At 70.7% G+C, this 25128-nt stretch carries 24 protein-coding genes and 2 pseudogenes; 11 read left to right on the forward strand and 15 right to left on the reverse strand.

Annotated elements, in window-relative coordinates:
* Window positions 1-26: 26 nt before the first annotated feature.
* From ABZV34_RS10365 to ABZV34_RS10375, 3 genes are read right to left on the reverse strand one after another with little or no spacing between them, the layout of a single operon-like run.
* On the reverse strand, window positions 27-596 hold the full coding sequence (locus tag ABZV34_RS10365) for an aromatic-ring-hydroxylating dioxygenase subunit beta (protein ID WP_356273218.1): 570 nt from the start codon (window positions 594-596) through the stop codon (window positions 27-29).
* Entirely contained in the window at window positions 593-1921 is a 1329-nt protein-coding gene (locus ABZV34_RS10370) for an aromatic ring-hydroxylating dioxygenase subunit alpha (RefSeq protein ID WP_356273220.1), read from the reverse strand. Before ABZV34_RS10370 ends, ABZV34_RS10365 begins: the two co-directional genes overlap by 4 nt.
* A gap of 12 nt (window positions 1922-1933) precedes the next feature.
* A complete protein-coding gene (locus tag ABZV34_RS10375; protein WP_356273222.1) occupies window positions 1934-2863 on the reverse strand; it encodes a VOC family protein in 930 nt (309 codons plus the stop codon).
* Between the two features lie 429 nt (window positions 2864-3292).
* Here ABZV34_RS10375 and ABZV34_RS10380 point away from each other — a divergent pair, with 429 nt between their 5' ends.
* Window positions 3293-4243: an amidohydrolase family protein gene (locus ABZV34_RS10380; RefSeq protein WP_356273224.1), complete on the forward strand. Its 951-nt coding sequence runs from the start codon at window positions 3293-3295 to the stop codon at window positions 4241-4243.
* 180 nt (window positions 4244-4423) lie between these two features.
* Here the strand turns inward: ABZV34_RS10380 and dmpG are convergent, their stop codons facing one another.
* The 8 genes from dmpG to ABZV34_RS10420 form a co-directional block, all read right to left on the reverse strand.
* Complete coding sequence (gene dmpG, locus ABZV34_RS10385) at window positions 4424-5503, reverse strand: 4-hydroxy-2-oxovalerate aldolase (RefSeq protein WP_356273226.1); 1080 nt, start codon at window positions 5501-5503, stop codon at window positions 4424-4426.
* Window positions 5500-6396 (reverse strand): acetaldehyde dehydrogenase (acetylating), encoded by an 897-nt coding sequence (locus tag ABZV34_RS10390; protein ID WP_356273228.1) that lies wholly within the window; start codon window positions 6394-6396, stop codon window positions 5500-5502. Before ABZV34_RS10390 ends, dmpG begins: the two co-directional genes overlap by 4 nt.
* A gap of 70 nt (window positions 6397-6466) precedes the next feature.
* Window positions 6467-7705, reverse strand: a complete 1239-nt coding sequence (locus ABZV34_RS10395; protein ID WP_356273230.1) for an FAD-dependent oxidoreductase — start codon at window positions 7703-7705, stop codon at window positions 6467-6469.
* 481 nt (window positions 7706-8186) lie between these two features.
* Window positions 8187-9017: a fumarylacetoacetate hydrolase family protein gene (locus tag ABZV34_RS10400; protein ID WP_356273232.1), complete on the reverse strand. Its 831-nt coding sequence runs from the start codon at window positions 9015-9017 to the stop codon at window positions 8187-8189.
* Between the two features lie 372 nt (window positions 9018-9389).
* Window positions 9390-9554, reverse strand: coding sequence for a hypothetical protein (locus tag ABZV34_RS10405; protein ID WP_356273234.1), 165 nt, complete (start codon window positions 9552-9554; stop codon window positions 9390-9392).
* A 266-nt stretch (window positions 9555-9820) separates the two neighbouring features.
* Window positions 9821-10465, reverse strand: coding sequence for a helix-turn-helix domain-containing protein (locus ABZV34_RS10410; RefSeq protein ID WP_356273236.1), 645 nt, complete (start codon window positions 10463-10465; stop codon window positions 9821-9823).
* A gap of 18 nt (window positions 10466-10483) precedes the next feature.
* Window positions 10484-11338 carry an IclR family transcriptional regulator gene (locus ABZV34_RS10415; protein ID WP_356273238.1) on the reverse strand — a complete coding sequence of 285 codons (855 nt, stop codon included), beginning with the start codon at window positions 11336-11338 and terminating at the stop codon, window positions 10484-10486.
* Window positions 11339-11631: 293 nt separating this feature from the next.
* Complete coding sequence (locus ABZV34_RS10420) at window positions 11632-12537, reverse strand: helix-turn-helix transcriptional regulator (RefSeq protein ID WP_356273240.1); 906 nt, start codon at window positions 12535-12537, stop codon at window positions 11632-11634.
* A 234-nt stretch (window positions 12538-12771) separates the two neighbouring features.
* Between ABZV34_RS10420 and ABZV34_RS10425 the strand changes: the two genes are divergently transcribed.
* Together ABZV34_RS10425 and ABZV34_RS10430 are read left to right on the forward strand one after the other, a co-directional pair.
* Complete coding sequence (locus ABZV34_RS10425) at window positions 12772-13806, forward strand: zinc-dependent alcohol dehydrogenase family protein (RefSeq protein ID WP_356273242.1); 1035 nt, start codon at window positions 12772-12774, stop codon at window positions 13804-13806.
* A gap of 77 nt (window positions 13807-13883) precedes the next feature.
* Window positions 13884-14858, forward strand: a complete 975-nt coding sequence (locus ABZV34_RS10430; RefSeq protein ID WP_356273244.1) for an aldo/keto reductase — start codon at window positions 13884-13886, stop codon at window positions 14856-14858.
* 408 nt (window positions 14859-15266) lie between these two features.
* On the opposite strand, the gene ABZV34_RS10435 is transcribed toward ABZV34_RS10430, so the two are convergent.
* Window positions 15267-16139, reverse strand: coding sequence for a helix-turn-helix transcriptional regulator (locus ABZV34_RS10435; protein WP_356273246.1), 873 nt, complete (start codon window positions 16137-16139; stop codon window positions 15267-15269).
* A gap of 131 nt (window positions 16140-16270) precedes the next feature.
* Here ABZV34_RS10435 and ABZV34_RS10440 point away from each other — a divergent pair, with 131 nt between their 5' ends.
* The 3 genes from ABZV34_RS10440 (at window position 16271) to ABZV34_RS10450 (ending at window position 19202) form a co-directional block, all read left to right on the forward strand.
* Window positions 16271-17203 carry an alpha/beta hydrolase gene (locus ABZV34_RS10440; RefSeq protein ID WP_356273248.1) on the forward strand — a complete coding sequence of 311 codons (933 nt, stop codon included), beginning with the start codon at window positions 16271-16273 and terminating at the stop codon, window positions 17201-17203.
* Window positions 17204-17764: 561 nt separating this feature from the next.
* Entirely contained in the window at window positions 17765-18601 is an 837-nt protein-coding gene (locus ABZV34_RS10445) for an alpha/beta hydrolase (RefSeq protein ID WP_356273309.1), read from the forward strand.
* On the forward strand, window positions 18594-19202 hold the full coding sequence (locus tag ABZV34_RS10450; RefSeq protein WP_356273250.1) for a TetR-like C-terminal domain-containing protein: 609 nt from the start codon (window positions 18594-18596) through the stop codon (window positions 19200-19202). Before ABZV34_RS10445 ends, ABZV34_RS10450 begins: the two co-directional genes overlap by 8 nt.
* A 321-nt stretch (window positions 19203-19523) precedes the next feature.
* Here the strand turns inward: ABZV34_RS10450 and ABZV34_RS10455 are convergent.
* Window positions 19524-19897 (reverse strand): annotated as a pseudogene (locus ABZV34_RS10455) (YgaP-like transmembrane domain); the annotation flags it as partial.
* 4 nt (window positions 19898-19901) lie between these two features.
* On the opposite strand from ABZV34_RS10455, the gene ABZV34_RS10460 reads away from it, so the two are divergent.
* From ABZV34_RS10460 to ABZV34_RS10475, 4 genes are all read left to right on the forward strand, one after another.
* The gene (locus tag ABZV34_RS10460; RefSeq protein WP_356273311.1) at window positions 19902-20066 is read left to right on the forward strand and encodes a hypothetical protein; all 165 of its coding nucleotides are present in this window, start codon (window positions 19902-19904) and stop codon (window positions 20064-20066) included.
* A 156-nt stretch (window positions 20067-20222) separates the two neighbouring features.
* Complete coding sequence (locus tag ABZV34_RS10465) at window positions 20223-21047, forward strand: SDR family NAD(P)-dependent oxidoreductase (protein WP_356273252.1); 825 nt, start codon at window positions 20223-20225, stop codon at window positions 21045-21047.
* A 52-nt stretch (window positions 21048-21099) separates the two neighbouring features.
* On the forward strand, window positions 21100-21705 hold the full coding sequence (locus tag ABZV34_RS10470) for a TetR family transcriptional regulator (protein WP_356273254.1): 606 nt from the start codon (window positions 21100-21102) through the stop codon (window positions 21703-21705).
* Window positions 21702-22319: an NAD(P)-binding oxidoreductase gene (locus ABZV34_RS10475; RefSeq protein WP_356273256.1), complete on the forward strand. Its 618-nt coding sequence runs from the start codon at window positions 21702-21704 to the stop codon at window positions 22317-22319. Before ABZV34_RS10470 ends, ABZV34_RS10475 begins: the two co-directional genes overlap by 4 nt.
* 371 nt (window positions 22320-22690) lie before the next feature.
* Here the strand turns inward: ABZV34_RS10475 and ABZV34_RS10480 are convergent.
* Window positions 22691-23119, reverse strand: a pseudogene (locus ABZV34_RS10480) (transposase); the annotation flags it as partial.
* Window positions 23120-23489: 370 nt separating this feature from the next.
* On the opposite strand from ABZV34_RS10480, the gene ABZV34_RS10485 reads away from it, so the two are divergent.
* Window positions 23490-23978, forward strand: coding sequence for a GNAT family N-acetyltransferase (locus ABZV34_RS10485; protein WP_356273258.1), 489 nt, complete (start codon window positions 23490-23492; stop codon window positions 23976-23978).
* A gap of 348 nt (window positions 23979-24326) precedes the next feature.
* On the opposite strand, the gene ABZV34_RS10490 is transcribed toward ABZV34_RS10485, so the two are convergent.
* Window positions 24327-25019, reverse strand: coding sequence for a hypothetical protein (locus tag ABZV34_RS10490; protein ID WP_356273260.1), 693 nt, complete (start codon window positions 25017-25019; stop codon window positions 24327-24329).
* Window positions 25020-25128: the final 109 nt, after the last annotated feature.

The raw sequence follows: 25128 nt of genomic DNA on the forward strand, positions 1-25128 counted from the left end.
TTCCCCTGGCTACCGCCGCGCGACGGTCAGAAGAAGATGCTGACGCTGGGTGCGAGCAGGGTGGTCTGCTCGAAGACGATCTTGCGGTCGGCAATCCGGTACGGATAGCCGAAGCCCTCCTCCTGCGGGCGCAGGACGTCGAAGCGCTCGCCGGCGAACCAGTCCTGGTGGCGCTCCAGGCGGCTGCGGTAGACCCAGAAGTTGGTCCGCACGTCGAGAGTGCCGTCGGCGCGCTCGTCGATCCGCACATTGGTCAGCAGGCGCCGGGTGCGCGACGGCGGCTCCTCCGACCACTGGATGCCGGAGGTGACCCGGCGGACACGCCCGGCCAGCTGCCGGTGGTCGTCGTAGGCGTGGGCGCCCGTGCCGGGCGCCGCCAGCTCCTGGCCGCGCTCGCGGATGGTGCGGGTCATCCGGGTGGGGATCCAGTAGTGGGCGTCCTCGGTGAAGAGGGTCAGCCACTCCTGGTAGCGGTGGTCGTCCAGCAACTCCGCCTCGGCGAAGAGGAACTGCTCCACGCGGTGCTGGAGCTCCACGGACGTGGTCCGCAGTACGGAGCTCGTCACGGTCTCAGGCTGCTGCTCGGCGGTGGTCATGCGGACTGAACCTCCTCCTCGGAGGCCCGGCGGGCGGCGTCGAGCTCCGTGATGCCGGCCCAGGAGGTGCCGAGCATCAGGTCCTTCCATCGCTGGTAGAAGCCGCGGGCGGCGGTCTCGCTGTACACGTCGTTCGACCTGCCGGGCAGTCCGTAGGTGTCGCGTTCCTCGTAGCCGAGGCCCATCTGCGCGTTGAAGGTGTTCTGCCGCGCCTTCCAGCCGCGCAGCACCATCTGCACCTCGGTCCAGTTCTCGCCGTCGTCGGTCTCGAAGACACCGGCGGGGCTGAAGGTGAACTGACTGGTCCTGGTGATGTCCTCCTTGACCTCCTGCGGCGCGTCCGCCGGCACGAAGGTCCACGCCCAGACCTCGATCTGGCCAGGGCCGCGCGGGTGCCACACCCGCATGGTGTTGGACTGGCCGAGCCACGAGAAGTTCGGGAAGACGGTGTTGTGCGCGAAGACCTTGTGGGCGCGCTCGACACCGATCCGCTCGAATACCTTGTCGCGGTTGGCGATGTTCCACGCGTTGTACGCGGGGCCGTACTGCGGGTCCGGGCCGAACTCGGGAAGCCAGAACGATCCGGAGCCGTGACCGTTGCCGGCGAACTGGCGGCCGGGGGCCTCCTTCGGCGGCGACATCATCGCCCGCATCGCCGGGTCCTCGAACAGCGCGACGGCGGCCGAGGCGTGCGAGATCGGAGCGTGGTACATGTCGCTGGCGAACTGCTCGGCCGCGAACTTCCAGTTGCAGTCGATGACCCACTTCATCGGGCCGGGCACCAGCTCGATGCCGCCCTCGTACCGGTCCAGGATGGCGTCGAGGTAGTACGCCATCTCGCCGAGGTACTCCTCGATCTCCGGCACGTCGGCGGACCAGGTGCCGAAGATCAGCCCCTTGTAGTGGGTGACCCGCGGGACCTTGAGCGCTCCCCACTTCGACTTGTCGATGTCGCCCCGGTAGGCGCGGTCCTCCTCGGGGACGTTGATGAGGTTGCCCTCGAGGTCGTACGCCCAGCCGTGGTAGCTGCAGGTGAAGGTCTTGTTGGTGCCCTCGTCCGCGCGGCAGATGCGCATGCCGCGGTGGCGGCACTGGTTGAGGAACGCCTTGACGCTGTTGTCGCGCTGCCGCACCACCAGCACCGGGTCCTCACCCATGTACGTCTGGATGAAGCTGCCGCGCTTGGGGAGCTGGGAGTCGTGCGCGAGGAACAGCCAGGAGCGGCCGAAGACCTGTGCCAGTTCCTGCTGGTAGACGTCCGGGTCGGTGTAGATCTGCGGGTCCAGCAGACCGCCGGACGGGTCGAAGGCGGAGATGTCGATCACGGGTGGCCTCCCTTACAGGCTCGGCGCGGCGGCGGCGGCGGCGGTGGCGGTGGCGGGGGCGGGCGGCGGGGGCGGCGGCGTCGTGAACTTGTGGCCCCAGTTGCTGGGGGAGCTGTAGTGGCCCACGGTCCAGTCCGCGTCGTCGATCAGCAGGCCGTTCCAGCCGTACTCGACGTCGAAGCCGGAGGGGGTCTTCACGTAGAAGGAGGTCATCCGGTCGTTGGTGTGCTCGCCGATCGCCATGGTGAGCGCTTCGGGTGACTCGGCCACCAGATCCAGAGCCCGGCCCACGGCGTCGAGGCGGTCCACCTCGATCATCAGGTGGCCGATGCCGGACGGAGCGCCCGGGAAGGTGGCCAGCGCGATGGTGTGGTGGCGCGAGTTGCAGTGCATGAAGATGCCCTCGGCGATGCCGAAGTCGATGGTGTCGCTCAGCCGGAAGCCGAGGACGTCGATGTACCACTCCGAGGCCTTCCGGGCGTCGGAGGACAGCAGGAAGGTGTGGCCGACACCCATGTCGCCCGTCACGAAGTTCACCGCGCGCGGCGAGACGAACGTCCGGTGGTCCGTCTGCTGCCCGTAGTAGGCCTCAAGGGTGTTGCCGTCGAAGTCCTTGAAGGTGAACAGCCGGCGGACCTGTCGGCGCCTGGCCAGCTCCGGGTTCTCCGTCACTTCGACGCCCTTGGCGTCCAACTGCTCGGCCAGCGCGTCGAGCGCTGCCGCGTTGGCCGTCTCGAAGCCCAACGCGACCAGGCTGGTGGGGCCGCCCGGCTCGCCGTCCTCGACCAGGATCCGGTAGGCCCGGTCGTCCATGCGCAGCCGCAGCTCGCTGTCGGTGGAGCTGTCGGCGACCTGTGCACCGAGAATGCCGGTGCCGTAGCGGCGCCATTCGGCGACCGGGCCCCTCACCACGAGGTAGCCCAGGGCGTGGATGGTGGACATGCACTTCACCCTTCGTTGGACGCTGTGTCTTGGACTTTTTGGACTTCTTGGACTTCACGGTCTTCGCGGCGGGACTGCCGCTGGGCAGGCCAGGTGCCGGTCCGGTATGGCACCGGGGACCGCGCCGAACCAACGGGGGTGGTGCCCGGTGGCTGCGTGTCCCGAGTCTCGGTCCGAATCGGACGCGGGAACATGCGCGGTTCCGGCGACCGGAACGGATTCTGTTCGCTGCCCGACATGCGGCGGACACGGCGGGGTCACAAAGGGGCCATGGCCCCGTAGCCCCGCGCGCTGCTTCGACCCGGGTCACCGACCGGCGTTCCGGTGGACGGCACCCGCACTGGCGGACCAGCCGCCAGAGGGGTGGTGTCGGGGCTGTGCGGTCATGGCCGCACAGCCGGAGTACGCATCCCCCGAGGAGCCGACCGCATGAGCCGCGACCGCATTGATGTGCACACCCACTACATGGGCGGCACCGTCGCCCGCCTGATGGAGAGTGTCAGCCTCCCCGGCGGGTTCCGTGTCGGCCCGTGGACCCCAGAGGGCGCGCTGGAGTTCATGGACCGCCGCGAGATCGCCGCGCAGGTCCTGTCCTTCCCGATGGTGCTGGCCGGGCTGCCGCAGTCCGGCCACGCCGTCCGGCTCGCCAGGGACATCAACGAGGAGCTCACCGGTGTGGTCGAGGCGCACCCCGACCGCTTCGGCGCCTTCGCCGCGCTGCCGTTGGACACGCCGGACGACGCGCTGAAGGAGATCGCGTACGCCCTCGACGAGCTGGGCCTCGACGGTGTGGCACTGCCGTCCAACGCCAAGGGGGAGTACTTCGGCGAGCCGTTCTTCGAACCGGTCCTGGCCGAGCTGGCCCGCAGGCAGGTTCCGGTCTTCGTCCACCCCGAGAACTGCCCGCACATCGACGTGCTCGGCCTCGGCCGAGTGGCCTCCATCGTGGAGTTCCCGCTGGACACCGCGCGCAACATCGTCAACGCGATCTACCGGGGCGTCTTCCAGCGCCACCCGGGCCTCACCCTGATCCTCGCCCATGCCGGCGGCGCGCTGCCCACCCTGGGCTGGCGGATCGCCGAGCACAGCCGGCTGGGGCGTGCGCCCCAGGACGCGGCGATCGACGCCGACCACGTCGCCGAGGTGCTGCGCGGCCTGTACTACGAGATGGCGCTCGGCGGCAGCCGCAACTCGCTGCTCCCCACCCTGGAGGTCACCGGTGTGGACCATCTGCTCTTCGGCACCGACTGGCCCGCCGCCCCGGTGAGCGCCGTCGACCACAACATTCACCACCTCACGGGCTTCGACGGCTTCACCGCCGCCGATCTGGCCGCCGTCGAGCGGACCAACGCCGCCCGGCTGTTCCCCCGCCTCGCCTGACCTGACCTGATCTGACCCGACCGGCCCGGCCGCACGAAGGCGCCCGCGTCCGATACCCGAGGCCATCGGGTACCGGAGGCGGGCGCCTGTGCACGCCGGCCGCGCCGCGCGGCGTGCGGAGGCCCGGCGGGGGAGGGACCCGGCTGTCCGCCGACCCCCGCTACCCGCCGGGCCCCGCGTCTAGCGGGAACTGAGCTCCAGTGCGACGTCGATGATCATGTCCTCCTGGCCGCCGACGACCCGGCGGCGGCCCAGCTCCACGATGATGTCCGCCTCGGAGACCCCGTAGCGGGCCGCGGCCCGGCGAGTGTGCAACAGGAACGAGCTGTAGATGCCGGCGTACCCGAGGAGCAGGCTCCCCCGGTCCAGGCTGGGGAGCCTGCCCGCGCAGCGCCCCGCCACCACGTCCTCGGCGACGTCGATCAGCTGCCGGGTGGCGATGCCGGAGTCCGCTCCGGCCCGGTCCAGCGCCGCCACCAGCACCTCGGTCGCGGCGTTGCCCGCGCCCGCGCCCAGGCCGTGGCAGGACCCGTCGAGGATGGCGGCGCCCGCCTGGGCGGCGGCGAGGGCGTTGGCCACCCCGACGCCGAGGTTGTTGTGGGCGTGCATGCCGATGACGACGCCGTCGTCCAGCCGCCCGCGCACAGCCTCGACGCGCTCCACGACCTGGTGCGGCAGCAGAGCGCCGGCGGAGTCCACCACGTACACCGTGTCGGCCCCGGAGTCGCGCATGATCTGCGCCTGCTCGGCCAGCGCGGACGGGCTGGTCATGTGGGACATCATCAGGAAGCCGACGGTCTCCAGGCCGAGCTTCTTGGCCGCCTTCAGGTGCTGGACGGCGATGTCGGCCTCGGTGCAGTGGGTGGCCACCCGCACGATGTCGATGCCCTCGGCGGTGGCCTCCCTGAGGTCGTCGATCGTGCCTATGCCGGGGAGCAGCAGCGCTGCCAGTCTGGACGAGGTCAGCTCCGCGCGGGCGGCCTTGATCAGGTCGAGGTCGCTCTCCGCGCCGAAGCCGTAGTTGAACGACGATCCGCCCAGGCCGTCGCCGTGGGTGACTTCCACGACGTGCACCCCGGCGGCGTTGAGGCCGCGGGTGACGGCGCGCACGTCGTCTACGGTGAACTGGTGGGCCACCGAGTGCGAGCCGTCCCGCAGGGTGGTGTCGCAGACGGTGATCGTGCGGCCCGCCAGGGGGTCGCGGGAAGCGCCGTCGTGGATCACGGGCGAGCCGAGGAGGCCCGGTCGGTCAGTGGTCATGCGCGTGTCCCTTCCAGCTGCGGGGCGAGGCGCTCGGCCGTCGCGATCGCCGCCGCCGTGATGATGTCGAGGTTTCCGGCGTACTCGGGCAGGTAGTCGCCCGCCCCGCGCACCCGGACGAACACGCTCACCTTGGTGCTGCCGTCGGGGCCCTGCCCCGGGTCGATCTGCACGGGGGCGGCCAGCTCGTAGCCGGGCACGTAGCTCCGCACCAGCGCCACGGTCTTGTCGATGGATGCCCGCACCTCGTCGGGGTCGGCGGCGGGGTCGACGGCGGCGAAGACCGTGTTGCGCATGATGACGGGCGGGACGGCCGGGTTGAGGATGATGATCGCCTTGCCGGAGGCGGCCCCGCCGACCTTGACCAGGGCGTCGGAGGTGGTCTCGGTGAACTCGTCGATGTTCGCCCGGGTGCCCGGTCCGGCGGCCCGGCTGGCGAGGGTCGCCACGATCTCGGCATACGAGACGGGGGCGACGCTGCTGATCGCCGCGACGATCGGCACGGTGGCCTGGCCGCCACAGGTGACCAGGTTGAGGTTGGGCTCGGCGACGACCTGGTCCAGGTTGACGGCCGGCACGACGTACGGGCCCACGGCGGCCGGGGTCAGGTCCAGTGCCGCGAGGCCTGCCTCGCGGTAGCGGGGGGAGTTGGCGACGTGGGCCGCAGCCGAGGTCGCCTCCAGGACGAGGTCGAACTCGCCCGCGCGCTCCAGGAGCACGTCGACGCCGTCGCTGGTGGTCTCCACGCCTGCCTCGCGGGCGCGGCGCAGGCCGTCGGAGGCGGGGTCGATGCCGACGAGCAGGCGCGGTTCGAGCACCGACGACCGCCGCATCTTGGCGATCAGGTCGGATCCGATGTTGCCGGATCCGACGATCGCGCACCGTAGGGTCATGGTGTTTCCTCCGGGTGGCCGGCTGTGAGTCGGCCGAGCAGGGGTGCGGGTACAGGGGAGAGCGGCCGGATCATCGGCGCAGCCACTTGCGCGGCTCGACCGACGTGTCCGCCAGCAGGGCGGCGTCGGGCGCCGTGCCGGACTGGATCAGCCGGCGTGCGGCGGCGATGGCCCGGGTGTCGTCGACGGCGGCGGCGCCGAGCAGGCGCCCGTCCTCGGCCAGGTTGAGGACGGTGAGCGGCAGCGAGTCGGCGGAGCCGCGCAGCACCCGGTGGGGACCGCGCATGTCGCCCACCGCTTCCACGTGCACGCCGTGGCGGTCGCTCCAGAACCAGTCCGGGTCGGCGGCGGGCAGCGGCTGTCCGAGGAGCGCGGCCGCGGCGGTGCGTCCGCCCTGCTGGGCGGCCTGCCAATGCTCGCGGCGGCGGAGCGACCCGTCGGCCAGCCGGACCCTGGCGGTGTCCCCGGCGGCGAATACGGCCGGGTTGGAGGTGCGGTGGTGCTCGTCCACGAGGATGCCGTCGGACGTTTCCAGGCCTGCCTCCTCGGCCAGCCCGCCCGGTACCGTCAGGCCCACTCCGACCACGACCACGTCGGCGGGCAGCGCCTCACCGGAGGCGGTCGTCACGGACAGCCGCGCGGCTCCGCCGTCGCGGGTGACGGCGGCGACGGTGTCGGCGAGCACCCGGATACCGGCCGCCGTGTGCTGCTCGTGCAGCAGCACGGCGATCTCTTCGCCCACCGCCATCGCGAGCGGCGGCCGGGTGGGTTCGATCAGAGTGACCTCGCAGCCCAGCGCCAGCGCGCTCGCGGCCACCTCGGCGCCGATCAGGCCGCCGCCGACCACCACGGCCCGCGCCCCCGGGACGAGCGCGGCGCGCAGGTCGCGGGCGTCCTCGACGCTGCGCAGCACATGAACGCCGGGCAGGTCGCCGCCGGGTACGGGCAGTGGACGGGCGGCGCCGCCGGTGGTCAGCAGGACGGCGTCGGCGGCCGGCGCCGTACCGTCGTCGAGCTCCACCGTGCCCTCCGAGGGGCGCAGCCGGACGGCGGAGCGGCGGGCCCGCAGATCGACGTCGTTGTCGTCGAACCAGGCCTCCGGCACCAGCCGGATCGCGTCGAGGTCGGACTCGCCGAGCAGGAACGCCTTGCTGAGCGGCGGACGGTCATAGGGATGCTCACCCGAGTCGACGAGGATGATCTTTCCCGAGTGGCCGCGTGACCGCAGCTCCCGCACCGCGCTCACACCGGCGATCCCGGCGCCCACCACGACGATTCGGTCGGGCACCGAGAAGGCGTCAGCGCTCACGGCGTCTCCTTCGCAGCGGCAGCGGGGCAGAGCCACGGGGCCGGGCAGCACGCCATCGTGGCGAGCGGCCCGGCGGCCGGAGGCGGCAGCAAGATCGTCATGGGAGGTCCTTCCGGGGCACGCGGGTGCCGTCTGCGGCGGGGAACGGAAACTCGGGGTGAGACCCCGACGGCGGGCCCGCGTGCTTGTTCTCAGAGCGGGCACTGACGCTCTGCCCTGTCCTGGTTTCCGCAGGTCCCCCCGGCGGGTTGGGCCGGGGGGACCACTGCGGGGACGGGTAGCGGCTTGCGTCCTCCCCATCACAGCTCACCCCGGCGGCTGTGGGGGAGCGGCCGTGCCGAAGGGTGGAACACAACCTCCCGGCTGTCCTGGGGCCGGGTTTGACCGTGTGCTGCAGCGGTGGGCGCGCAGCACAGCCGCGCGCGGGCGGCGGCGCTACGGCCGGGTCCCGTGGCGGCTGTCAGGTGTGCGGAACTGTTCCTCAAGGGGCGGGGTGGCCGTGATCCCCGCGGCACTGGGCTGCATCGGGTGCCGCGAAACAGGCCCGGACCGATCCGAGGCCGGAGATCCTCGCTTCGAAGGCGTCCCCGGGGCGTGCCGTGACCATGGGGCCCAGTGCGCCGGTCAGCACGATGTCGCCGGCCTGCAGCGGATCCCCGAGCCCGGCGAGTGTCGACGCCAGCCAGACCGCGGCGTTGAGCGGGCTGTCGAGGCAGTCTGTGCCCTTGCCCTCGGATACTTTCTCCCCGCCGCGCAGCAACGTCATCCGTACGCTGCGCAGATCCAGCGAGGTCAGCGGCACCGGCCTGCTGCCGAGCACGAACAGCCCGGCCGAGGCGTTGTCGCAGACCGTGTCCGTGAAGGCGATGTCCCACTCGGCGATGCGGCTGTCCACGATCTCAAGAGCCGGCAGCGCGAAGTCGACCGCGCGCATCACGTCGGCCGCGGTGGACTCGCGGTGAGGCAGACCGGAGCCCAGGACGAGGGCCACCTCCGCCTCGACCTTGGGCTGGAGCAACCGGCCGTGCGGGACGATTCCACCGTCGGCCACGGCCATGTCGGACAACAGCGCACCGAAGTCCGGCTGTTCGACCCCCAGTTGACGTTGCACGGCAGGAGAGGTGAGACCGATCTTGCGGCCCACGATCCGGCGGCCGGCGGTCAGCCTGCGCTCGATGTTGATCCGCTGGACGGCATACGCCGAGGCCGTGTCCCCGTCGGGGAAAAGATCCCGCACCGGCGGACAGGGGACGCCGACGCGCTCGGCCTCCCACAGCGCATCAGCCGCCTTCCGGGCTGCTGCCGCGGTCATGAGGGGCACCTCGCGAAGCCGGTGCAAGGGAGCGAAGACGGTGACATCGGTACCTCCGGGGCGTACGAGGTTGGGCGTCGTGACGTCTCCGGTATAGGCACCTGCCCCCTCCGACGGCAGCTTTCGTACCGATGAGCGGAACACGGGCAGCGACATGCTGGGACCGGCTCGACAAGACCCGGTCCATGGGCCGCGTCGGGCGTGTTCGACAACGCCGCCAGCGAGCCGCCGGCCGGCGTGATCCGGCAGATCTTCGAGGGCTCCGGCGGTACTCCGACACCCCCAGGACCTGGCAGGCCAGACGGCGCGGGACGCGGTGCTCGGTCCTCTGCTCACCGATGAACGCGGCCGGGGTGGCCGGGTCCGTCACGGTCACTTCACCCGGAGGACCATGCATCGCTCGAGGACATCACGCTCCCTCTCCCGCTCGCGTATCCGCTTGTTCCTCTCCGACGTCTCCCGCCGCAGCCGCAGCCGCAGCCGCAGCCGCAGCCGCTCCAGCTCGGGCTCGGGCTCGGGGCGCTCGGCTTCGCGCATCCGTCCACCCGGCGGCGGGGGCTCGCCCGGCCGGCCCGGACGACGCCGACCCGCTATGCCGCCACCGCGACACCCAGCTGTGCAACGGGCCGGAGTGCGCGCCGAGTTCCTCGGAGACCACCGGAATCGGCCTGCCCGTCTCGATCACGATGCGTACAGCACCCGCACGAACTCAGGTGCCTACGTCCGTTGCTTGGACCCCATGAACCCCAACGTCCCCTGTAACCAAGGACTCCACGCTACGAGGGGAGGGTCAGGCAGGTTGCTCAACTCCGGTCGGAGGCGCCTGCCGCAGCAGCCTCGATCACCATGAGCACCATGCCGTGCAAGGGGGCCATCTCCCGGTGGAGGCGGGTTCGCTGGTAGCCGGAGGACAACATCGCTCCTCCGGCGTAGGTGGCCGAGAACCGGGCCAGCCGGATTGCCAGCCCGGCCGGGTCGGGGGCACCCGCTCGCTGGGCGACGGGCTCGATGGCGGCTGCCAGCCGGACGGCCACATGTTCATTGCTGGCGAAAACCCGCTCCAGCACCTCGGCGTCGGACCCGGCCAGTGAAGCATGCAGGATCTTGAAGTACGGGATGTTGTCCAGCAGTAGCCCCGGCGCGTGCGCGTAGTACTGCTGCAACCGCTGCTCGGGGGAGGCGTTCTCGCGTACCAGGCCGGCCAGGCTCGCGTAGAAGCGAACGGTCCCGCGTTCCATCACGGCGGCAAGGATGCCCGCCTTGCTGCCGAAGTGGTGGTAGAGGGAGCCGACCGGCAGACCGGAAGCGCGGCAGATGGCGGAGATCGACGTCGCGGCGTACCCGTGGTCGGCCATGAGTTTCTCGGCGGCATCGAGGATTGTCTCGGCCGACGACGCGGCCTCCGCTCCTGCCTGCACGGTAGTGCCACCGTCGTCGAGCATGCCCATGTCCTTATCTTACGTTGGTCAGCATGCGCGCGAGATCGCCGTGTCCGTGTGTTGCAGGGCGCGGGAGAGTCGCGTGGCCGTCTCCTGCAGCGCACTGGTGAATGCCTGGCCGGAGCCCAGTGTGGCGGGGAAGGCGATCGATATGGCAGCGACGGCACGGCCGCCGGAGAGGATCGGCGCGGCGACGCAATGCAGGCCTCTGACAGCCTCCTCGCGGTCGGTTGCCATGCGGCGGCTGCGCACCTCGGCCAGGGCGGCCTCCAGGACGCCGTGGTCGGTGATCGTCGTCGGTGTCCGGCGTGCCAGGCCGCCGTCGGCCAGGGCGAGGACGGCGTCTTGGCCCGAGAACGCGAGGATTGCCTTACCCAAGGCGGTCGTATGTGCCGCCAGCCGGTCACCGACGGGCACGGGGTTCAGTGAGCCCTGGCCACCGACTTTCGCCAGGTAGAGGATGTCCCGCTCGCGAAGAACGCCGAGCTGGACGAGGTGCCTGGTGCGAGTGGCGAGCGACAGCAGGTGAGGCATGGCCACCTCGCGCAGGGCGATCTCGGCCGAGCGGGAGCCGAAGGAGAACATGCGCGGGCCCAGGCGGTAGTCCTCGCCGTGCCGCGCGACCGCGCCCAGCTTCACCAGCATCTTGATCACGCGGTGGACCGTGGACTTCGGCAGTCCGCTGCTGCGGCTGATCTGGCTCAGGCTCAGCACGCCCCGGTCCTGGGTGAAGGTCTCAAGGATCGCGAAGGCCTTCGAGAGGATCGAAGGAGACGCGCTCTGGACCGCGCCCGCTTCGACGCGTGCGCTGTGCTCCGAGGGTGTCGTAGACCATCCTGCCGCTGCGTCACGTGCACCTTCGAGGGCGACGGGGCTGTCCATCCGGTCCTCCCAGAAATCTCACTAGAATGAACGCTCTAGAGAGGGAGGGTACAGCTCCCCGCCCAGGACAGCCATCCGCGGGCACGGGCCGGATGGTGATCCATGGCCTCACTCGCGGGCGAGGTTCTGGGGAGACCGCAGGGGGTTGCGTCCAGGGAAGTGGTGTACGGGGCCGGCCGGTGATCCATCCGCGCGGGGCCGAACTTCCCGGCCGTGACGTGACGTCGACGCGGTGCACGCCCTGTGGCACGACATCTGGAGCGCCGCGCCCCGATGAGGGGGTGCTGTTTCGGTCAGTGCTCGTGTCGGGCTGGTTGCTCGGTTGATGCCTGCCCGGGTGCGGTCATGTCGAGGATGGCGACGGCGTCGTGTTCGGGGGTGCCGGGGGTGGTGATGTAGACGCCGAGGCGGTGACCGGGGGTGCCTTCCAGTTGCATGCCTTGGAAACTGAGGGTGATCTCGCCGACGTGGGGGTGGTGGAAGGTCTTGGGCTTTTGTGTGTGGGTGCGGCGGGTGACTTCGTAGCGATCCCACAGCTTGGCGAAGTCGGGGCTTTTCAGAAGGAGTTCGCCGACGAGGTTGGCGAGGTCGGGGGCGTCGGGGTCGGTGCCGGCCAGAGCACGCAGGCGGGCGACGCAGCCGCGGATCTGGGTGTCCCAGTCGGCGTAGAGGTCGTGTGCGGCGGGGTGCAGGAACAGGAACCGGGCGAGGTTGCGCTGCTTGGCGGGCCACTCCTCGATGCCCGCGTACAGGGCGAGGGCGCCGGGGTTGTGGGCGAGCAGGTCCAGGGTGCGGCTGGTGACGTAGGCGGGGCTGGGGCGCAGGTTCTCCAGCAGCAGCTTCACCGGGGGGCTGACGGTGCGGCTGGGGGAGGCCGGGGGTTCGGGTGCGTGGCGGGCGGCGCTGAGGACGAGGTCATGCAGGTGGTCGTGCTCGTCCTGGTCCAGCTTCAGGGCGCGTCCGAGGGCGGCGACGACGGCAAGGCTGGGGCGGGTCTCCTTGCCGCGTTCCAGCCGGGTGTAGTAGTCGATGCTCACCCCGGCCAGCGCGGCGACCTCCTCGCGGCGCAGCCCGGGGGTGCGGCGGACACCGGCGCCGGGGGTGAAGCCGACTTCGGCGGGGGTCAGCTGGGTGCGCCGGGCGCGTAGGAACCGGCCCAGTTCGGTGCCGCCGTCGTCGTTGTGCCGCTGTGCTGCCATGGGCACCAGTGTGGCCCGCCCGCGAGCGGCGCGCCCGCGTCCAGGGGGGCCCTCCCACACCCCGGCTGGCGTACCCCGGAACAGCTCGCCCTGCCGCAGGGCCGCCGCATCGGGCACGGTGGGGGCAGAGGGCAGTTCTCCGGTCCGCCTCGCCCGCCTGGCGCACCATCCGCCACCTCGCCTCGCTCGCTGATCGTCCCGCCCGATGAACGACTTGAAGGAAGACATCACTCCATGCGCGCAACCCTCCTGTACCAGGCCGGCGACGTCCGGGTCGAAGACGTCGCGGACCCGAAGATCCAGCAGCCCACCGATGCCGTCGTACGCATCGTGGTCGGCTGCGTGTGCGGCAGCGACCTGTGGCCCTACAAGTCGCAGCCGCTGACCGAGCACCCGCGGCAGATGGGCCACGAGTTCATCGGCGTGGTCGAGGAGACCGGCCCCGAGGTGCGGACCGTCAAGCCCGGCGACGTGGTCGTGGCCCCGTTCACCTACTCGGACGGCACCTGTGAGAACTGCTTGCGCGGCCTGCCGACCTCCTGCGTCCACGGCGGCCCCTGGGGCGTGGCAGGCGTCGACGGCGGCCAGGGCCAGGCCGCCCGCGTCCCCCACGCCGACGGCACCCTGGTGGAGCTCCCCGTCTCCGAGGACTCCGACCTGCTGCCGGACCTGCTGACCCTGTCCGACGTCCTGTGCACCGGCTACCACGCCGCCCGCACCGCCGGGGTGAAGGCCGGTGAGACCGTCGCTGTGATCGGTGACGGCGCGGTGGGCCTGTCCGCGGTGACCTCCGCCAAGCTGCTCGGCGCGGAGCGCATCATTCTCATGGGCCGCCACACCCGGCGCACCGACCTGGGCCGGGACTTCGGCGCCACCGACGTCGTGGCCGCACGCGGCGCGGAGGGTGTGGAGGCCGTTCGTGAGCTGACCGGCGGATCCGGTGCGGACCGTGTCCTGGAGTGTGTGGGCCTGAAAGACGCCCTGGTCCAGGCCGCCGGTGTGGTCCGCGACGGGGGGACCGTCAGCCGGGTCGGTGCCCCGCAGTACCCGGAGGTGCCGTTCGGGTTCCCGGAGTTCCTGCGCAACATCACCCTGACCGGCGGCGTCGCTCCGGCCCGCGCCTACATCGAGGACCTCATGCCGCACATCCTCAGCGGTGCCATCCAACCCGGCCGGGTCTTCGACCGCACCGTGGCCCTGGAGGACGTCGCCGAGGGCTACCGGCTCATGAACGACCGCGACGCCCTCAAGGTCATCGTGCGCCCCTGACCGGGCGGACGACACCGCGGCGGCCGGCCCCCGCGGCCGGACCGCATCCCCACCCACCCCGATGGAACGGAAGCTCTGTGAAGCACATCAAGCTGCGTGACCTGGACGTTGCCCGGATCGGCCTGGGCGCTATGGGCATGTCCTTTGCCTACACCGGCGCCGGAAGCGACGACGACCAGTCCATCCGCACCATCCACCGCGCCCTGGAGCTGGGCGTCACCCTCATCGACACCGCCGAGGTCTATGGCCCCTACACCAACGAGGAACTGGTCGGCCGCGCGTTGAAGGGCCGCCGGGACCAGGTGGTGCTGGCGACGAAGTTCGGCCTGATCTCCCACAGCGGCCGCGAGCAGGGTCCGGACAGCAGCCCGGCCGGCGTCCGCACCGCCGTGGAGGGTTCCCTCACGCGCCTGGGCACCGACCATATCGACCTGTACTACCAGCACCGCGTCGACCCCGGCACCCCGATCGAGGACACCGTCGGGACCCTGGCCGAGCTGGTCGCCGAGGGCAAGATCCGCCACATCGGCCTGTCCGAGGCCGGACCCGACACCATCCGCCGCGCCCACGCCGTCCACCCGGTCACCGCCGTCCAGTCCGAATACTCCCTGTTCACCCGCGACCCCGAAGCCCGGGTCCTGCCGGTACTGCGGGAACTGGGCATCGGCTTCGTGCCGTTCTCCCCGCTCGGGCGCGGGTTCCTGACCGGCACGATCCGCTCCGCCGACCAGTTCGACGACACAGACTTCCGCGCCGACAACCCGCGGTTCAGCGGCGAGAACTTCCCGCACAACCTGCGGCTGGCCGACCGAGTCGCCGCCATCGCCGGACAGATCGGCGCCACCCCTGCCCAGGTCGCCCTGGCCTGGCTGCTGGCCCAGGGCGACGACATCGCCCCCATCCCCGGCACCCGGCGTGTGGCCCGGGTCGAGGAGAACGCCGCCGCCGACACCGTCAGCCTCACCGACGGACAGCTCGCCCAGCTGAGCAGCCTGTCCCCCGCCGCGGGGGACACCCACAACGAGGCCCAGATGCGCATGATGGAACGCTGACCCCGGACTGACCGTGAGGACAGGACCACCCCTGCGGGAACCTCGTGCAGGAAGCCGGGGTCGTCCAGGCCAGGTCGGCCGGCGCCATGCGTTCGGCCAGGAACCGGCCTGTTCTCGTATGGGCTACCGCCAAGTGACGTATGGCGCTGAGTAACCAGTTGGGGCTGCCGTCGCGCCGCTGGAGGGCGGCGAAGCCGGTGCGTGCCGCCTCGATGGCATCCGGGTGGATCCCGGGACCTCTCGGGCTCGGCGGCGCCCGGTGAATGCTCGAGAGGCTGGGGCTCTGCCCCTTGCGGCGGCCGGTAGGGATGAGGAGGTCGGGCATGACTCGCCGGGGCCGGGCGCCCCGCGTCGCCGACCCCGGCGGATGGGCGACGCAGGGGGCCCGTGCGGCGCGGCGGGCCGGTGTCAGTCGTGGGGGGTGTCGGCCGTGTGTGACGGTCCGGTCTGCCAGGAGCTGAGGATGCGCAGTGCGTGGTCCTCGGGGCTGCCGGGTTCGGCGGTGAGGATCATGAACATGATGTCGGGGTCGCCGGGGCTGGTCCAGGTGTCGCAGTCGAGGGTGAGCGAGCCGATGAGGGGGTGTCGGTAGCGTTTGGGGCCGGCGGTGGTGTCGGAGACGATCCGTCCGTTCCACCACTCGCGGAACTCGGGGCTGCGGACCGACAGCTCACCGACCAGCGCTTCCAGGCGGGGGTCGTCGGGGTTGCCGGCGGTCTCCATGCGCAGCAGTGCCGCGCTGAGCCGTCCCGCGTCCTCCCAGTCGACGAACAGGTCGCGCATGGCGGGGTCGAGGAACAGCAGCCTGGTGTAGTTGCGCTCGCGCGGCGGCAGCTTGCCGAAGTCCTGGTAGAGGGCCGCGGCGGCGGCGTTCCAGGCGAGGATGTCGTTGTAGCGGCCCAGTACCAGCGCGGGCAGGTGGCCGAGAGCGTCGAGCATCCGCTGCACCGGTGGCCGCACCTGCTGAGCCCTGTGGCGGCGCCGTGGGGCCGGTGTCTTGCCCGCCAGCTCGTACAGGTACGCCTGCTGAGGGTTGTCGAGCCGTAGCGCGCGCACGAGGGAGGCGAGCACGGTCGCGGACGCCCGCACGCGTCCCTGCTCGATGCGGGTGTAGTAGTCGGTGCTCATGGCCGCCAGACGGGCGACCTCGTCTCGCCGCAGCCCAGGGACACGCCGGAGGGTGCCGTCATCGGCGAGACCGACCTGCGCGGGCGACAGCTCGGCCCGGCGGGCCCTGAGGAACGCGCCGAACTCGGAGCGTGGTGAACGCGCGTCGGACATGTCAGCCACTATGCCTCCACCCTGCCTCGGACCGGCGCCGTCAAGGGGGGAAGAAATCTTCCCAGGCACGTGTCTTCCCCGGCAGGAACCCGCCTCTCCCACGGCACGACGACCACATGCAGCCTGGAGTCATGCGAACAGATGTGACCTTCACCAGCGGCGGGATCACCCTCGCCGGCCACCTGTACACCCCCGACACCCCGACCGACGGCCTACTCGCCGGAGTGGTCGTCGGTCACCCCGGCAGCGGCGTCAAGGAGCAGACCGCCGGCGTCTACGCCCGGCATCTCGCCGATGCCGGGTTTGCCACGCTCGCCTTCGACGCCGCCTATCAGGGTGAGAGCGGCGGCACCCCCCGCGGCCTTGAGGACCCCGCCCAGCGCGTCGAGGACTTCAAGAACGCCGTCTCCTACCTCACCACCCGCCCCGAGATCGACTCCGACCGGATCGGCGCCCTGGGCATCTGCGCCTCCGGCGGCTACGTCATCCCGGCCGCGGTCACCGACCACCGCATCCGCGCGGTCGCGACCGTCAGCGCCGTCGACCTCGGACTGAACTTCCGGGTCGGCCCCGACGGCACCCAGGACCCTGCCGTCGTCCAGGCCCTGCTCGACGCGGCGGCCTCGGCCCGTACCGCCGAAGCAGCCGGCGAGCCGCTCCCGATGATGCCCGTGCGCACCTCGCGGGAGGACGCACGCGCCGGCGGCCGCTACGCCTACGAGGGATGGGAGTACTACAGCACGGACCGAGGCGGCCACCCCCGCCAGGCGGACGAGTTCACCTTCACCAGCATCGACAGGATCGTGAACTTCGACGCCTTCCACCTCATCGACATGCTCGCACCGCGACCGCTCCTGATGGTCGCCGGCAACGAAGCGGCCACCGCCTGGATGTCCGAACAGGCGATCAAGAAGGCGAACGAGCCCAAGCGGCTGCACTGGGTCGAAGGAGCCAGTCACATCGACCTCTACGACCGCTACGTACCGCAGGTCACCACCGAACTCGTCCCCTTCTTCACCGAGAGCCTGGTGGCGCAGGCGGCCGTGCAGGCGCCGGTCGTCTGACCTACGCGACCCGGCGGTTCCGCGGTCCATGACTCCTCGTACGGCGCGATCGCCGCCCACTTCTCCCAGCGCAGGCGATGCTGAGGATTCATGGTCGGGGCCGCGAGCGACGGGTACGGCTCTCCTGCTGAGTGCGTGGTCGAGCGCCGCGGACCGTAGGTGCCGGCCCGGTTGCACAGCCGGTGTGCCGGGTGCCGGCTGCCGGTCTCGGGGCGAGCCGTTTCCCGATGTCCATGCCGTCGATGGTGAACCCGGGCAGGACCTCGGTCTGGCCGGCTTGGTCGTGTTCGAGGGCGGGGAGTCCGCGGAGTGCGGCGTAGTGCCGCTGCCGGTCCGCGGGCCATGGCGGGTTCCGGTCCGCGTCGATCTCGCGCAGCGCGGTCTCCCACTCGGGGTGTCCGTCGAGGGCGCCGGGGCGGCGGAGGTGGGACAGCCACTGCCCACCGGCTTGTCCAGCGCGGTGCGTCCACGTCTTTGCCTTGTGCGGCTGGGGTGTTGACCCATATTGCTAATGCCGATAGCCTTTAGGTAATCGCGTTAGCCAACATGGAGGACGACAACATGACCGAGTACCTGGAAATCGGCCACAACACCATCGCCTTCGACGTGACCGGGGAGGGCCCTCTGGTTGTCCTCGCGCACGGTATCGGCGACAGTCGTCACTCCTACCGCTTCCTCGCCCCCGGCCTGGCCGCCGCCGGTTACCGGGTCGCCAACGTCGACATCCGCGGGTGCGGCGACTCCAGCCTCGGCTGGGACAACTACAGCCGCACCGACATCGCCGGCGACCTGATCGCCGTCGTACGCCACCTCGGCGGCTCGGCCGTGATCATCGGGCAGTCGATCAGCGGGGGTGCCGCGACCATTGCCGCCGCCACCGCACCCGACGTCATCACCGGCGTCATAGAACTGGCCCCGTTCACTCGCGCGCAGCCGGTCGACCTGGGCGGGCTGATGCGGGTCAAGCGCTTCCGGACCGGGTACACGCAGATGGCGCAGGTCATCGTCCGCGGACGCCTGGCGAACTGGATCAAATACCTCGACGTCGCGTACCCGGTCAAGCCCGCCGACTGGAACGGCGAACTCGCCCGCATCAAGGCCAAGCTGGACGAGCCCGGCCGGATGGCGGCACTGCAGGCCATGTGCAAGGCCAACCCCAGCGACGCCGGCGCCCAACTGGCCCACGTCACCTGCCCGGTCCTGATAGTCGAAGGCAGTCTCGACCCCGACTGGGCGGACCCCCGCGCCGAAGGAGAGAGGATCATCGCCGACCTGCCCGCCGGTCTCGGTGAGCTGGTCGTGATCGACGGTGCCGGACACTACCCGCACGCCCAGACACCCGATCAGGTCCTCGCGTTGGCCCTGCCGTTCCTGGCGAAGACGGCTACCAGTGCCTAGGGCCGGACTCACGGCGGCAGCGGTCACCGAGGCGGGCGCCGCCCTGGTCGACGAGATCGGCTTCGACCAGTTCGGCATGGGCCTGCTCGCCGAGCGGCTCGGGATCAAGACCCCCTCGCTGTACAAACACGTCACCAGCCAGGCCGACGTCACCCACCGGATCGCCGTCCTGGCCATGACCGAGTGCGCCGACGCCATCCGCGACGCCATCCAGGGCCGGGCCGGCAGTGACGCCCTGATCGCCGGCGCGCAGGCGATGCGCACGTTCGTCAAGGAGCACCCCGGCCGATACGCGGCGGCCAACGCCGCCTGCCCGACCGGGCCCGACGACCCACTCATCGCAGCCAGCGGCCGGGTCGTCGCTTCCTGGGCGGCCATGTTGCACGGGTACCGGTTCGATCCCAGCCAGGAAATCCACGCGCTGCGGATGCTACGCACCGTCCTGCACGGATTCGCCTCCCTGGAAGTGGTCGGCGGGTTCCAGTTCAGCACTGATATCGACGACAGCTTCAACTGGATGATCACCTTCATCGACCACGGCCTGCGGGCGATCGCACCAACCAGCACGACCAGCGCCCCCGCTGACGACGGCGATTGTTGAACCAGGGGCTGCTCGCCGCAGGAGAGGATGCCCCCGTGCCGCTGATGATCTCGGTGCAGGTGGTGACGGACCCGCGGACCATGGGCTCGGGCCCTGTCGGCATGATCATGGACTTGAGGCCGGGGTCCAGCATGGTCCTGAGCCAACGATCTCGCGTGCGGCATACTCCTCGCCGCTGACTGCGATCCTCCGACTGATGCGCCTGTTCGGTGTCACCGAGCGGACCGCCATGCGGTAGATCACCGTAGATCACCGCCACGCACCCCGAACGCACCCCCAAGTTGCCTCGGTAGCCAGGCGCTCGCCTGCCGGCTTCCGTCGTCAGTTCTGCAGGGCTCGCAGGGTGGTGGCGAGGTCGGTGGTGCGGGGCTGGTCGTGGGGGAGTTCGGCGAGGGTGGCGGCCATGGCGCAGGTGTTGGTGGCGGCGGAGAGGACCAGGCCACCCCCGATGGCCGCGGACAGCCGGCGGGCGGGGCGCCAGCGGCGAGGCCGAGGATGACGAGGGATCCGGCAGCAAGTCGGACCTGGCGTTCCATGGCCCATGTGGCTCGGGTGTTCTCGGGCCGGTGGAGGGTGTGGCCCTCGCCGGCCCAGGGGGTGGTGCCGCCGGTGAGGGTGGTGGCGGGGATGTCGGCGGCGGCAAGTTCGGTGCAGGCGGTGGCCGATCGGTTGCCGGAGGCGCAGACCATGAGCAGGTCGATGACCGCGAGGTATAGCCGCCCCGTGCACGTCAACGGTGACTCCGACGGGACCGTTGCCGCCGTGCGCGCGGCCCCGGGCGAGCAGGACTTCGGCGTCCTGACCGAGATCGACGTGCAGGCCACCCTCAAGGCCGGACTCGGCCACGAATGGGGAACTGCCTGATCCTCGGCACCCGCAACCCGCCGTTGCGGGACGTGGCCCGGCAGGAGGGTGAGAAGGGCGGCCTGTCCCAGGATGCGGGTGAGCCTCGACTTGACCGAGGGTGCTTGTGTCGTACGCTAGTAAGTAACTAGTTACTACATTGGGCAGGAGAGGGCAGTGAAGGCGTTTTTGATCACGGGGAGCTCGCGTGGGCTGGGCCGGTCGCTTGCAGAGGCGGCACTGGCATCCGGTCAGCAGGTGGTGGCGGCGGTACGCAGGCCGGAGGCGGTGGCTGATCTGGTCGAGCGGTATCCGGATACGGCGCTCGCGGTGGAACTGGACGTCACCGATGCCGGTGCCGCCGAGCGTGCGGTGGCCGCCGCGGTGGAGAGGTTCGGCCGCTTGGACGTCGTGGTGAACAACGCCGGCTATGCGAACGTCTCCAGCATCGAGGACACCAGTCTGGAGGACTTCCGCGCCCAGGTGGAAACCAACGTATGGGGTGCGATCCACGTCTCCAAGGCTGCGCTGCCTGCGCTGCGCGCCCAGGGATCGGGTCACATCCTTCAGGTGTCGTCGGTCAGTGGCCGGCTCGCACCCGCGCCCGGACTGGGCGCCTACGTCACGGCGAAGTTCGCGCTGGAGGGCTTCTCGGAGGCGCTGGCCCTGGAGGCGGCGCCGTTCGGGGTCAGGGTGACGATCGTGCAGCCGGGTGCGGTCGCCACGACACTGGCGTCCTCGATGTCGCTGCCCGAGCCCAGTACGCCCTACCGGGACGTGGTGGCCCCGATGCGCAACCTGTACGGCAGTGCCCCGGCCGGAGGTCTCGGTGCAGACCCGGAGAAGGTCGCCCAGTCGATCCTCGCCGTGCTGGAACTCGCCGATCCGCCGCTGCGCCTGGCCCTGTCGGGGGACGCCGTCGACTACATCCGTGACGCCGGGCAGCGGAGCCTCGCCGAACTCGACCGGTGGGAAGCCCTCAGCCGCACGGTCGACGCATGAGCGCGCCCGTGACCTGCCGGACCTCATTGCCGCGATGTTCGAAGGGCAACTGATGCAGAAAGAGACCCCGGTCCGGGACGCGGAGGCCACCCGCCGCCGCGTCCTCGACGCCGCGACGGCTGAATTCTCCGCCTTCGGCCTGGCCGGCGCCCGCACCGCCCGTATCGCAGCGGCGGCCCATGCCAACCAGCGCATGATCTATGCCTACTTCGGCAACAAGGACGGCCTGTTCGACGCCGTCCTGGAACACCACATCACCAACGCCCAGCACGCGGTCACCCTGGACGCGAGCGATCTGCCCGGCTACGCCCAGCGCGTCTTCGACTTCTACCACGCTCACCCCCACCTGGTGCGCCTTGCCCTGTGGCAGTCACTGGAGCGCCCGGAACTCATGGAATCGCTGCCCGCCGTCGTCACGGCCATGGAGGCGAAGGTGACCGCGATCAGCCGCGCGCAGCAGGCGGGGCACGTGACCTCGGCGGTCCCGGCGGACCGGCTGCTCGACCAGATCCTCACTCTGACCCACGGCAACATCACGGCCGCCTCCCATGCCGAAGCATGGACGGCCCAGCAGCGCCACGATCTGGGTGTCGCCGTGACGGCACTGACCCGTCCCGGCCGCGCGCCGACGGCTCCTGAGAGAGGTGACGGCGCGTGAAGATCACCGTATTCGGCGCCACCAGTGCCACCGGACGGGTGTTCCTCGAAGCGGCCGAGCGTGCCGGTCACCGGACGACCGCGTTCGTCCGCGACCCAGCCCGCCTGCGGGGAGTCCAACCCCGCGAGGTGATCCGGGGCGACGTCTTCGACACCGTTGCTGTCCGGCAGTCCCTGGACGGCGCGGACGCGGTGTTGATCGCCCTGGGACTGAGAGGCGACCGCCGCACTCCCCTTTACTCCCGCGGCACCCGCACCATCACCGACGCGATGCAGGCAGCCGGGGCCCGTCGCCTGCTGCTGCTGTCCGAGGCCGCGTACAGCCCTCACACCAGCGGTATCCCCAGCCGCCTGCTCAGCGATCTCTACGGGGCGTTCAGCGCGCCGCTGATCCGTGAACGCCGGCGACAGGACGCGGTCCTGGCCGCCTCGGACCTCGACTGGACCGTCATCCGGCCCGGCATCCTCACCGACGGCCCGCCCACGCGCCCACGCGACCCCGTGCTCTCCCCCCATCGCTCGCTGCTGGCCCGCACCAGCCGGCGCGACCTCGTCGGCCTCCTGCTGGCCGCCCTGGACGACCCCGCCACCTATCGGCACAGCCTCTACCCCTGACCCGCCCTTGAAGACAGGCATGCCCCGCGCACTCGCCCCGATCGGCGACGACTTCCTGACCACCGCCCCCTGGTCGTCAACGCCCACATCGACCTGCCCCACAGCCCTGAACAGGTCTGGGACGCCTTGGGAAGCGACGCCATGGGCACTTGGACGGCCTTCCTGGACCGGGCCACCTGGCTCTCCCCCCGCCGGGCCACCTTCCGCGTCACCGGCATCACCCTGCTCCTCGTCAGGGGCTGGGCTGAGGACTTCCTCCTCGAACCTGTCCCCGGCGGAGGAACCAGACTGACCTGGACCATGGCCATCGACAACCGGCTCCTGCGCGTCGTCCGCATCCCCCCGCCGCCTGCAACCCGCCGTCACCCTGCCAGGCCGGAGCCGTACTCGGTGCCGCGGCGGGCTATGACCGGCTTCACGCCGAGGTCCCGGACGAGCCGGCGGTACTTGTCGTGGTCGTCACCGCGGTCCCCGAGTGCGACGTCCGGGCGGTGGCGTGGTCGGCCGAGCCTGCCGCGCACGGGCGATACCGCTTGAAGCAGCGGGATGAGCTGGGTGACATCGTTGCGGTTGCCGCCGCTCAGGGTGACCGCGAGCGGGAGTGCCGGTGGCGTCGGTGATCAGGTGGTGCTTGCTGCTCGTCCTGCCCTGGTCAACGGGGCTTCGTCCCGTCTGGGAGCCCCCTTTAACGCCCGGATGTGGGAGCCGTCGACTGCCGCGCGGGAGAAGTCCAGAGCGTCCGCGCCGTGGAGCTTGCCGGGGAGGACCTCGTGGAGCCGGGGCCACACGCCGGCCTCGGTCACTGAGTGGTGTGCATCGTGAAGTTGCAGGTCATGGGGCTGGTGTGCGCGGGCTTCGGGATACTCGGGCTGGTCGGCGGCCGGTGGCTGGTGGCTACGGTGAAGATCGTCCGACTGGGCGGTCGGGGCGGTTTCTGCGGTTGTGCTGTGTTGCGTCCGACGCGCCCAGGGAGAGCGGGTGTCGATCACGCCTTTCTCCGGTACCTCCGCAACGGTTCAGGTCCGGTGCTGTCGGCGGGTGGCCGATTCGGCGGCAGTGATGTGGCCGATCGGGGCCTGGGTGAGCGGTTTCCGGGAGTGCCGCAGGAACCTCTGACCGGGCAGCCGGCCCGCCGCACGACGGCATTCCTCGGTGCGAAATACTCTCCCGATGAGTTCACGTACTTCCTCGATCAGCGAGCCGATCACGATACGGAGGGCCGTCGCGCGGGATGCCAAGCGGCTTACGCGGCTCGTGCGTGGCTCCGGCGCCTACGAGGGTAGGTACGCGGCTGCAGTCGAGGGCTACCGGGTCGGTCCTGATTACATCGAGGCCCACCGCGCCTTTGTGGCCGTCGGCGCCGAGGAGCACGGAGGCCGGATCCTAGGGTTCTACTCGCTCGTCCTTGCGCCACCGGAGCTCGACCTGCTGTTCGTCGCCGACGACGTGCAAGGGCGGGGTATCGGACGGCGGCTCGTCGCGCATATGCAGTCCGAGGCCCGTGCCGCCGGGATCGACCGTCTCAAGGTCGTGTCGCACGTTCCCGCCGAGGACTTCTACCACCGCGTCGGCGCGGTGCGGACCGGGACCGCGTTCGCGAACCCGCCCGCCGTGCCGTGGGACCGTCCCGAATTCGAGTTTCGCATTGCCTCGGGATGACGCGGTGTGCCGGTTGGCGGGGCACCGGCTTCGCATGCACGGTGGCCGGCTTGTACGAGCCGCATGACGGTGCGAGCTCCGTGTGCCGTCTCCTCGGCCCCGGCATGGTGATCGCCTGCGCCGGCGGGGGCCCCTCTCGCGCGTACGTCGGGCAGTCGGCAGTACCACCGCCACCTCCGGGGAGGCGACCGGCAGGCCAACGCCGCACCTGCACCGGATGATGAAGACTTGCCCGCGCTTCGACACTCTCGGCCCGTGGCTGAGTGGGCTGGTGCCCACCGGCCGGCAGGACGCCCTGCGCATCATCGCCTCACGCAGCGGGAGCTCGATCGACCGGCGGGAACTGCATCAGCGGCTCGTGCCGGGGTCGCCGTCGTCATGGGAAGAATGCGGCTGTCTCCTGCCGCCTGGAGCGGAGTCGTCTCCTTGCTCTTCCAACAGCTCAAGGAGTGCGGCATCCGCCCTTTTCCGATCTTCCTTCGTCAGCTCGATCGGCGCGTTGTTGTAGACGCTGTAGCGATCCGGATCGGTGATGTTGGCGGCCCGCAGGGTGAACGTCAGCAGGCGGCGCCACCCCTTGCGGTGGCCGACCCTCGCTTGCAGCTGGACCTTGTAGTCACGGGCTTCCGGCATGAACCCGGAAAACGGTGCCTCGAACTCGATGAAGAGTTGTTGCGCTTCCCTGCCGGGTACGACGAAACCGGCTGGCAGCCTTGGATCCTCATTCGGCCCGGGCTGGAGGCGAGACGGTGAGGACACCCACAGCAGTGACAGGTGGGAAGCCGGCTCGTCAGGGAAGGTCAGGATGAGGTCCTGCACGACTATCGGTTTGGGACCGGTGTTGTGAAGGACGAGCGGGAGCCGCAGGCGGGCGGCGGATGAGTGGACGATCGCTGCGAAGGAATGAGGCTCCCACGTCCTCAGGTGCCCCTGTCTGGCGTTGAGCCACCAGAACGACGCCACGGTGAAGAGCAACGCGCAGACCGACACCACACCAGCGCCTGTGAGCGATGAGGACGCGGCCTGATCGGTCGCGGTCATCAACGGAACCACATATTCAGTCTGCCAGCCCCGGCGCAGGCGCGCTCACAGGACTCAGGGTCCTCCGCCGCCGGCCCCCATCACAGGTAGCCGCTCCAGCCCGTGGCAG

This window comes from Streptomyces sp. NPDC005195, from assembly GCF_040608315.1.
In the GTDB taxonomy this organism is placed as follows: domain Bacteria; phylum Actinomycetota; class Actinomycetes; order Streptomycetales; family Streptomycetaceae; genus Streptomyces; species Streptomyces kaempferi.

Coding starts and splice junctions, on each gene's coding strand:
- ABZV34_RS10365 (WP_356273218.1), bottom strand. CDS start 596: ATGACCACCGCCGAGCAGCAGCCTGAGACCGTGACGAGCTCCGTACTG.
- ABZV34_RS10375 (WP_356273222.1), bottom strand. CDS start 2,863: ATGTCCACCATCCACGCCCTGGGCTACCTCGTGGTGAGGGGCCCGGTC.
- ABZV34_RS10380 (WP_356273224.1), top strand. CDS start 3,293: ATGAGCCGCGACCGCATTGATGTGCACACCCACTACATGGGCGGCACC.
- dmpG (WP_356273226.1), bottom strand. CDS start 5,503: ATGACCACTGACCGACCGGGCCTCCTCGGCTCGCCCGTGATCCACGAC.
- ABZV34_RS10390 (WP_356273228.1), bottom strand. CDS start 6,396: ATGACCCTACGGTGCGCGATCGTCGGATCCGGCAACATCGGATCCGAC.
- ABZV34_RS10400 (WP_356273232.1), bottom strand. CDS start 9,017: ATGACCGCGGCAGCAGCCCGGAAGGCGGCTGATGCGCTGTGGGAGGCC.
- ABZV34_RS10405 (WP_356273234.1), bottom strand. CDS start 9,554: ATGCGCGAAGCCGAGCGCCCCGAGCCCGAGCCCGAGCTGGAGCGGCTG.
- ABZV34_RS10410 (WP_356273236.1), bottom strand. CDS start 10,465: ATGGGCATGCTCGACGACGGTGGCACTACCGTGCAGGCAGGAGCGGAG.
- ABZV34_RS10415 (WP_356273238.1), bottom strand. CDS start 11,338: ATGGACAGCCCCGTCGCCCTCGAAGGTGCACGTGACGCAGCGGCAGGA.
- ABZV34_RS10420 (WP_356273240.1), bottom strand. CDS start 12,537: ATGGCAGCACAGCGGCACAACGACGACGGCGGCACCGAACTGGGCCGG.
- ABZV34_RS10425 (WP_356273242.1), top strand. CDS start 12,772: ATGCGCGCAACCCTCCTGTACCAGGCCGGCGACGTCCGGGTCGAAGAC.
- ABZV34_RS10435 (WP_356273246.1), bottom strand. CDS start 16,139: ATGTCCGACGCGCGTTCACCACGCTCCGAGTTCGGCGCGTTCCTCAGG.
- ABZV34_RS10440 (WP_356273248.1), top strand. CDS start 16,271: ATGCGAACAGATGTGACCTTCACCAGCGGCGGGATCACCCTCGCCGGC.
- ABZV34_RS10445 (WP_356273309.1), top strand. CDS start 17,765: ATGACCGAGTACCTGGAAATCGGCCACAACACCATCGCCTTCGACGTG.
- ABZV34_RS10460 (WP_356273311.1), top strand. CDS start 19,902: ATGACCGCGAGGTATAGCCGCCCCGTGCACGTCAACGGTGACTCCGAC.
- ABZV34_RS10470 (WP_356273254.1), top strand. CDS start 21,100: ATGCAGAAAGAGACCCCGGTCCGGGACGCGGAGGCCACCCGCCGCCGC.
- ABZV34_RS10485 (WP_356273258.1), top strand. CDS start 23,490: ATGAGTTCACGTACTTCCTCGATCAGCGAGCCGATCACGATACGGAGG.
- ABZV34_RS10490 (WP_356273260.1), bottom strand. CDS start 25,019: ATGACCGCGACCGATCAGGCCGCGTCCTCATCGCTCACAGGCGCTGGT.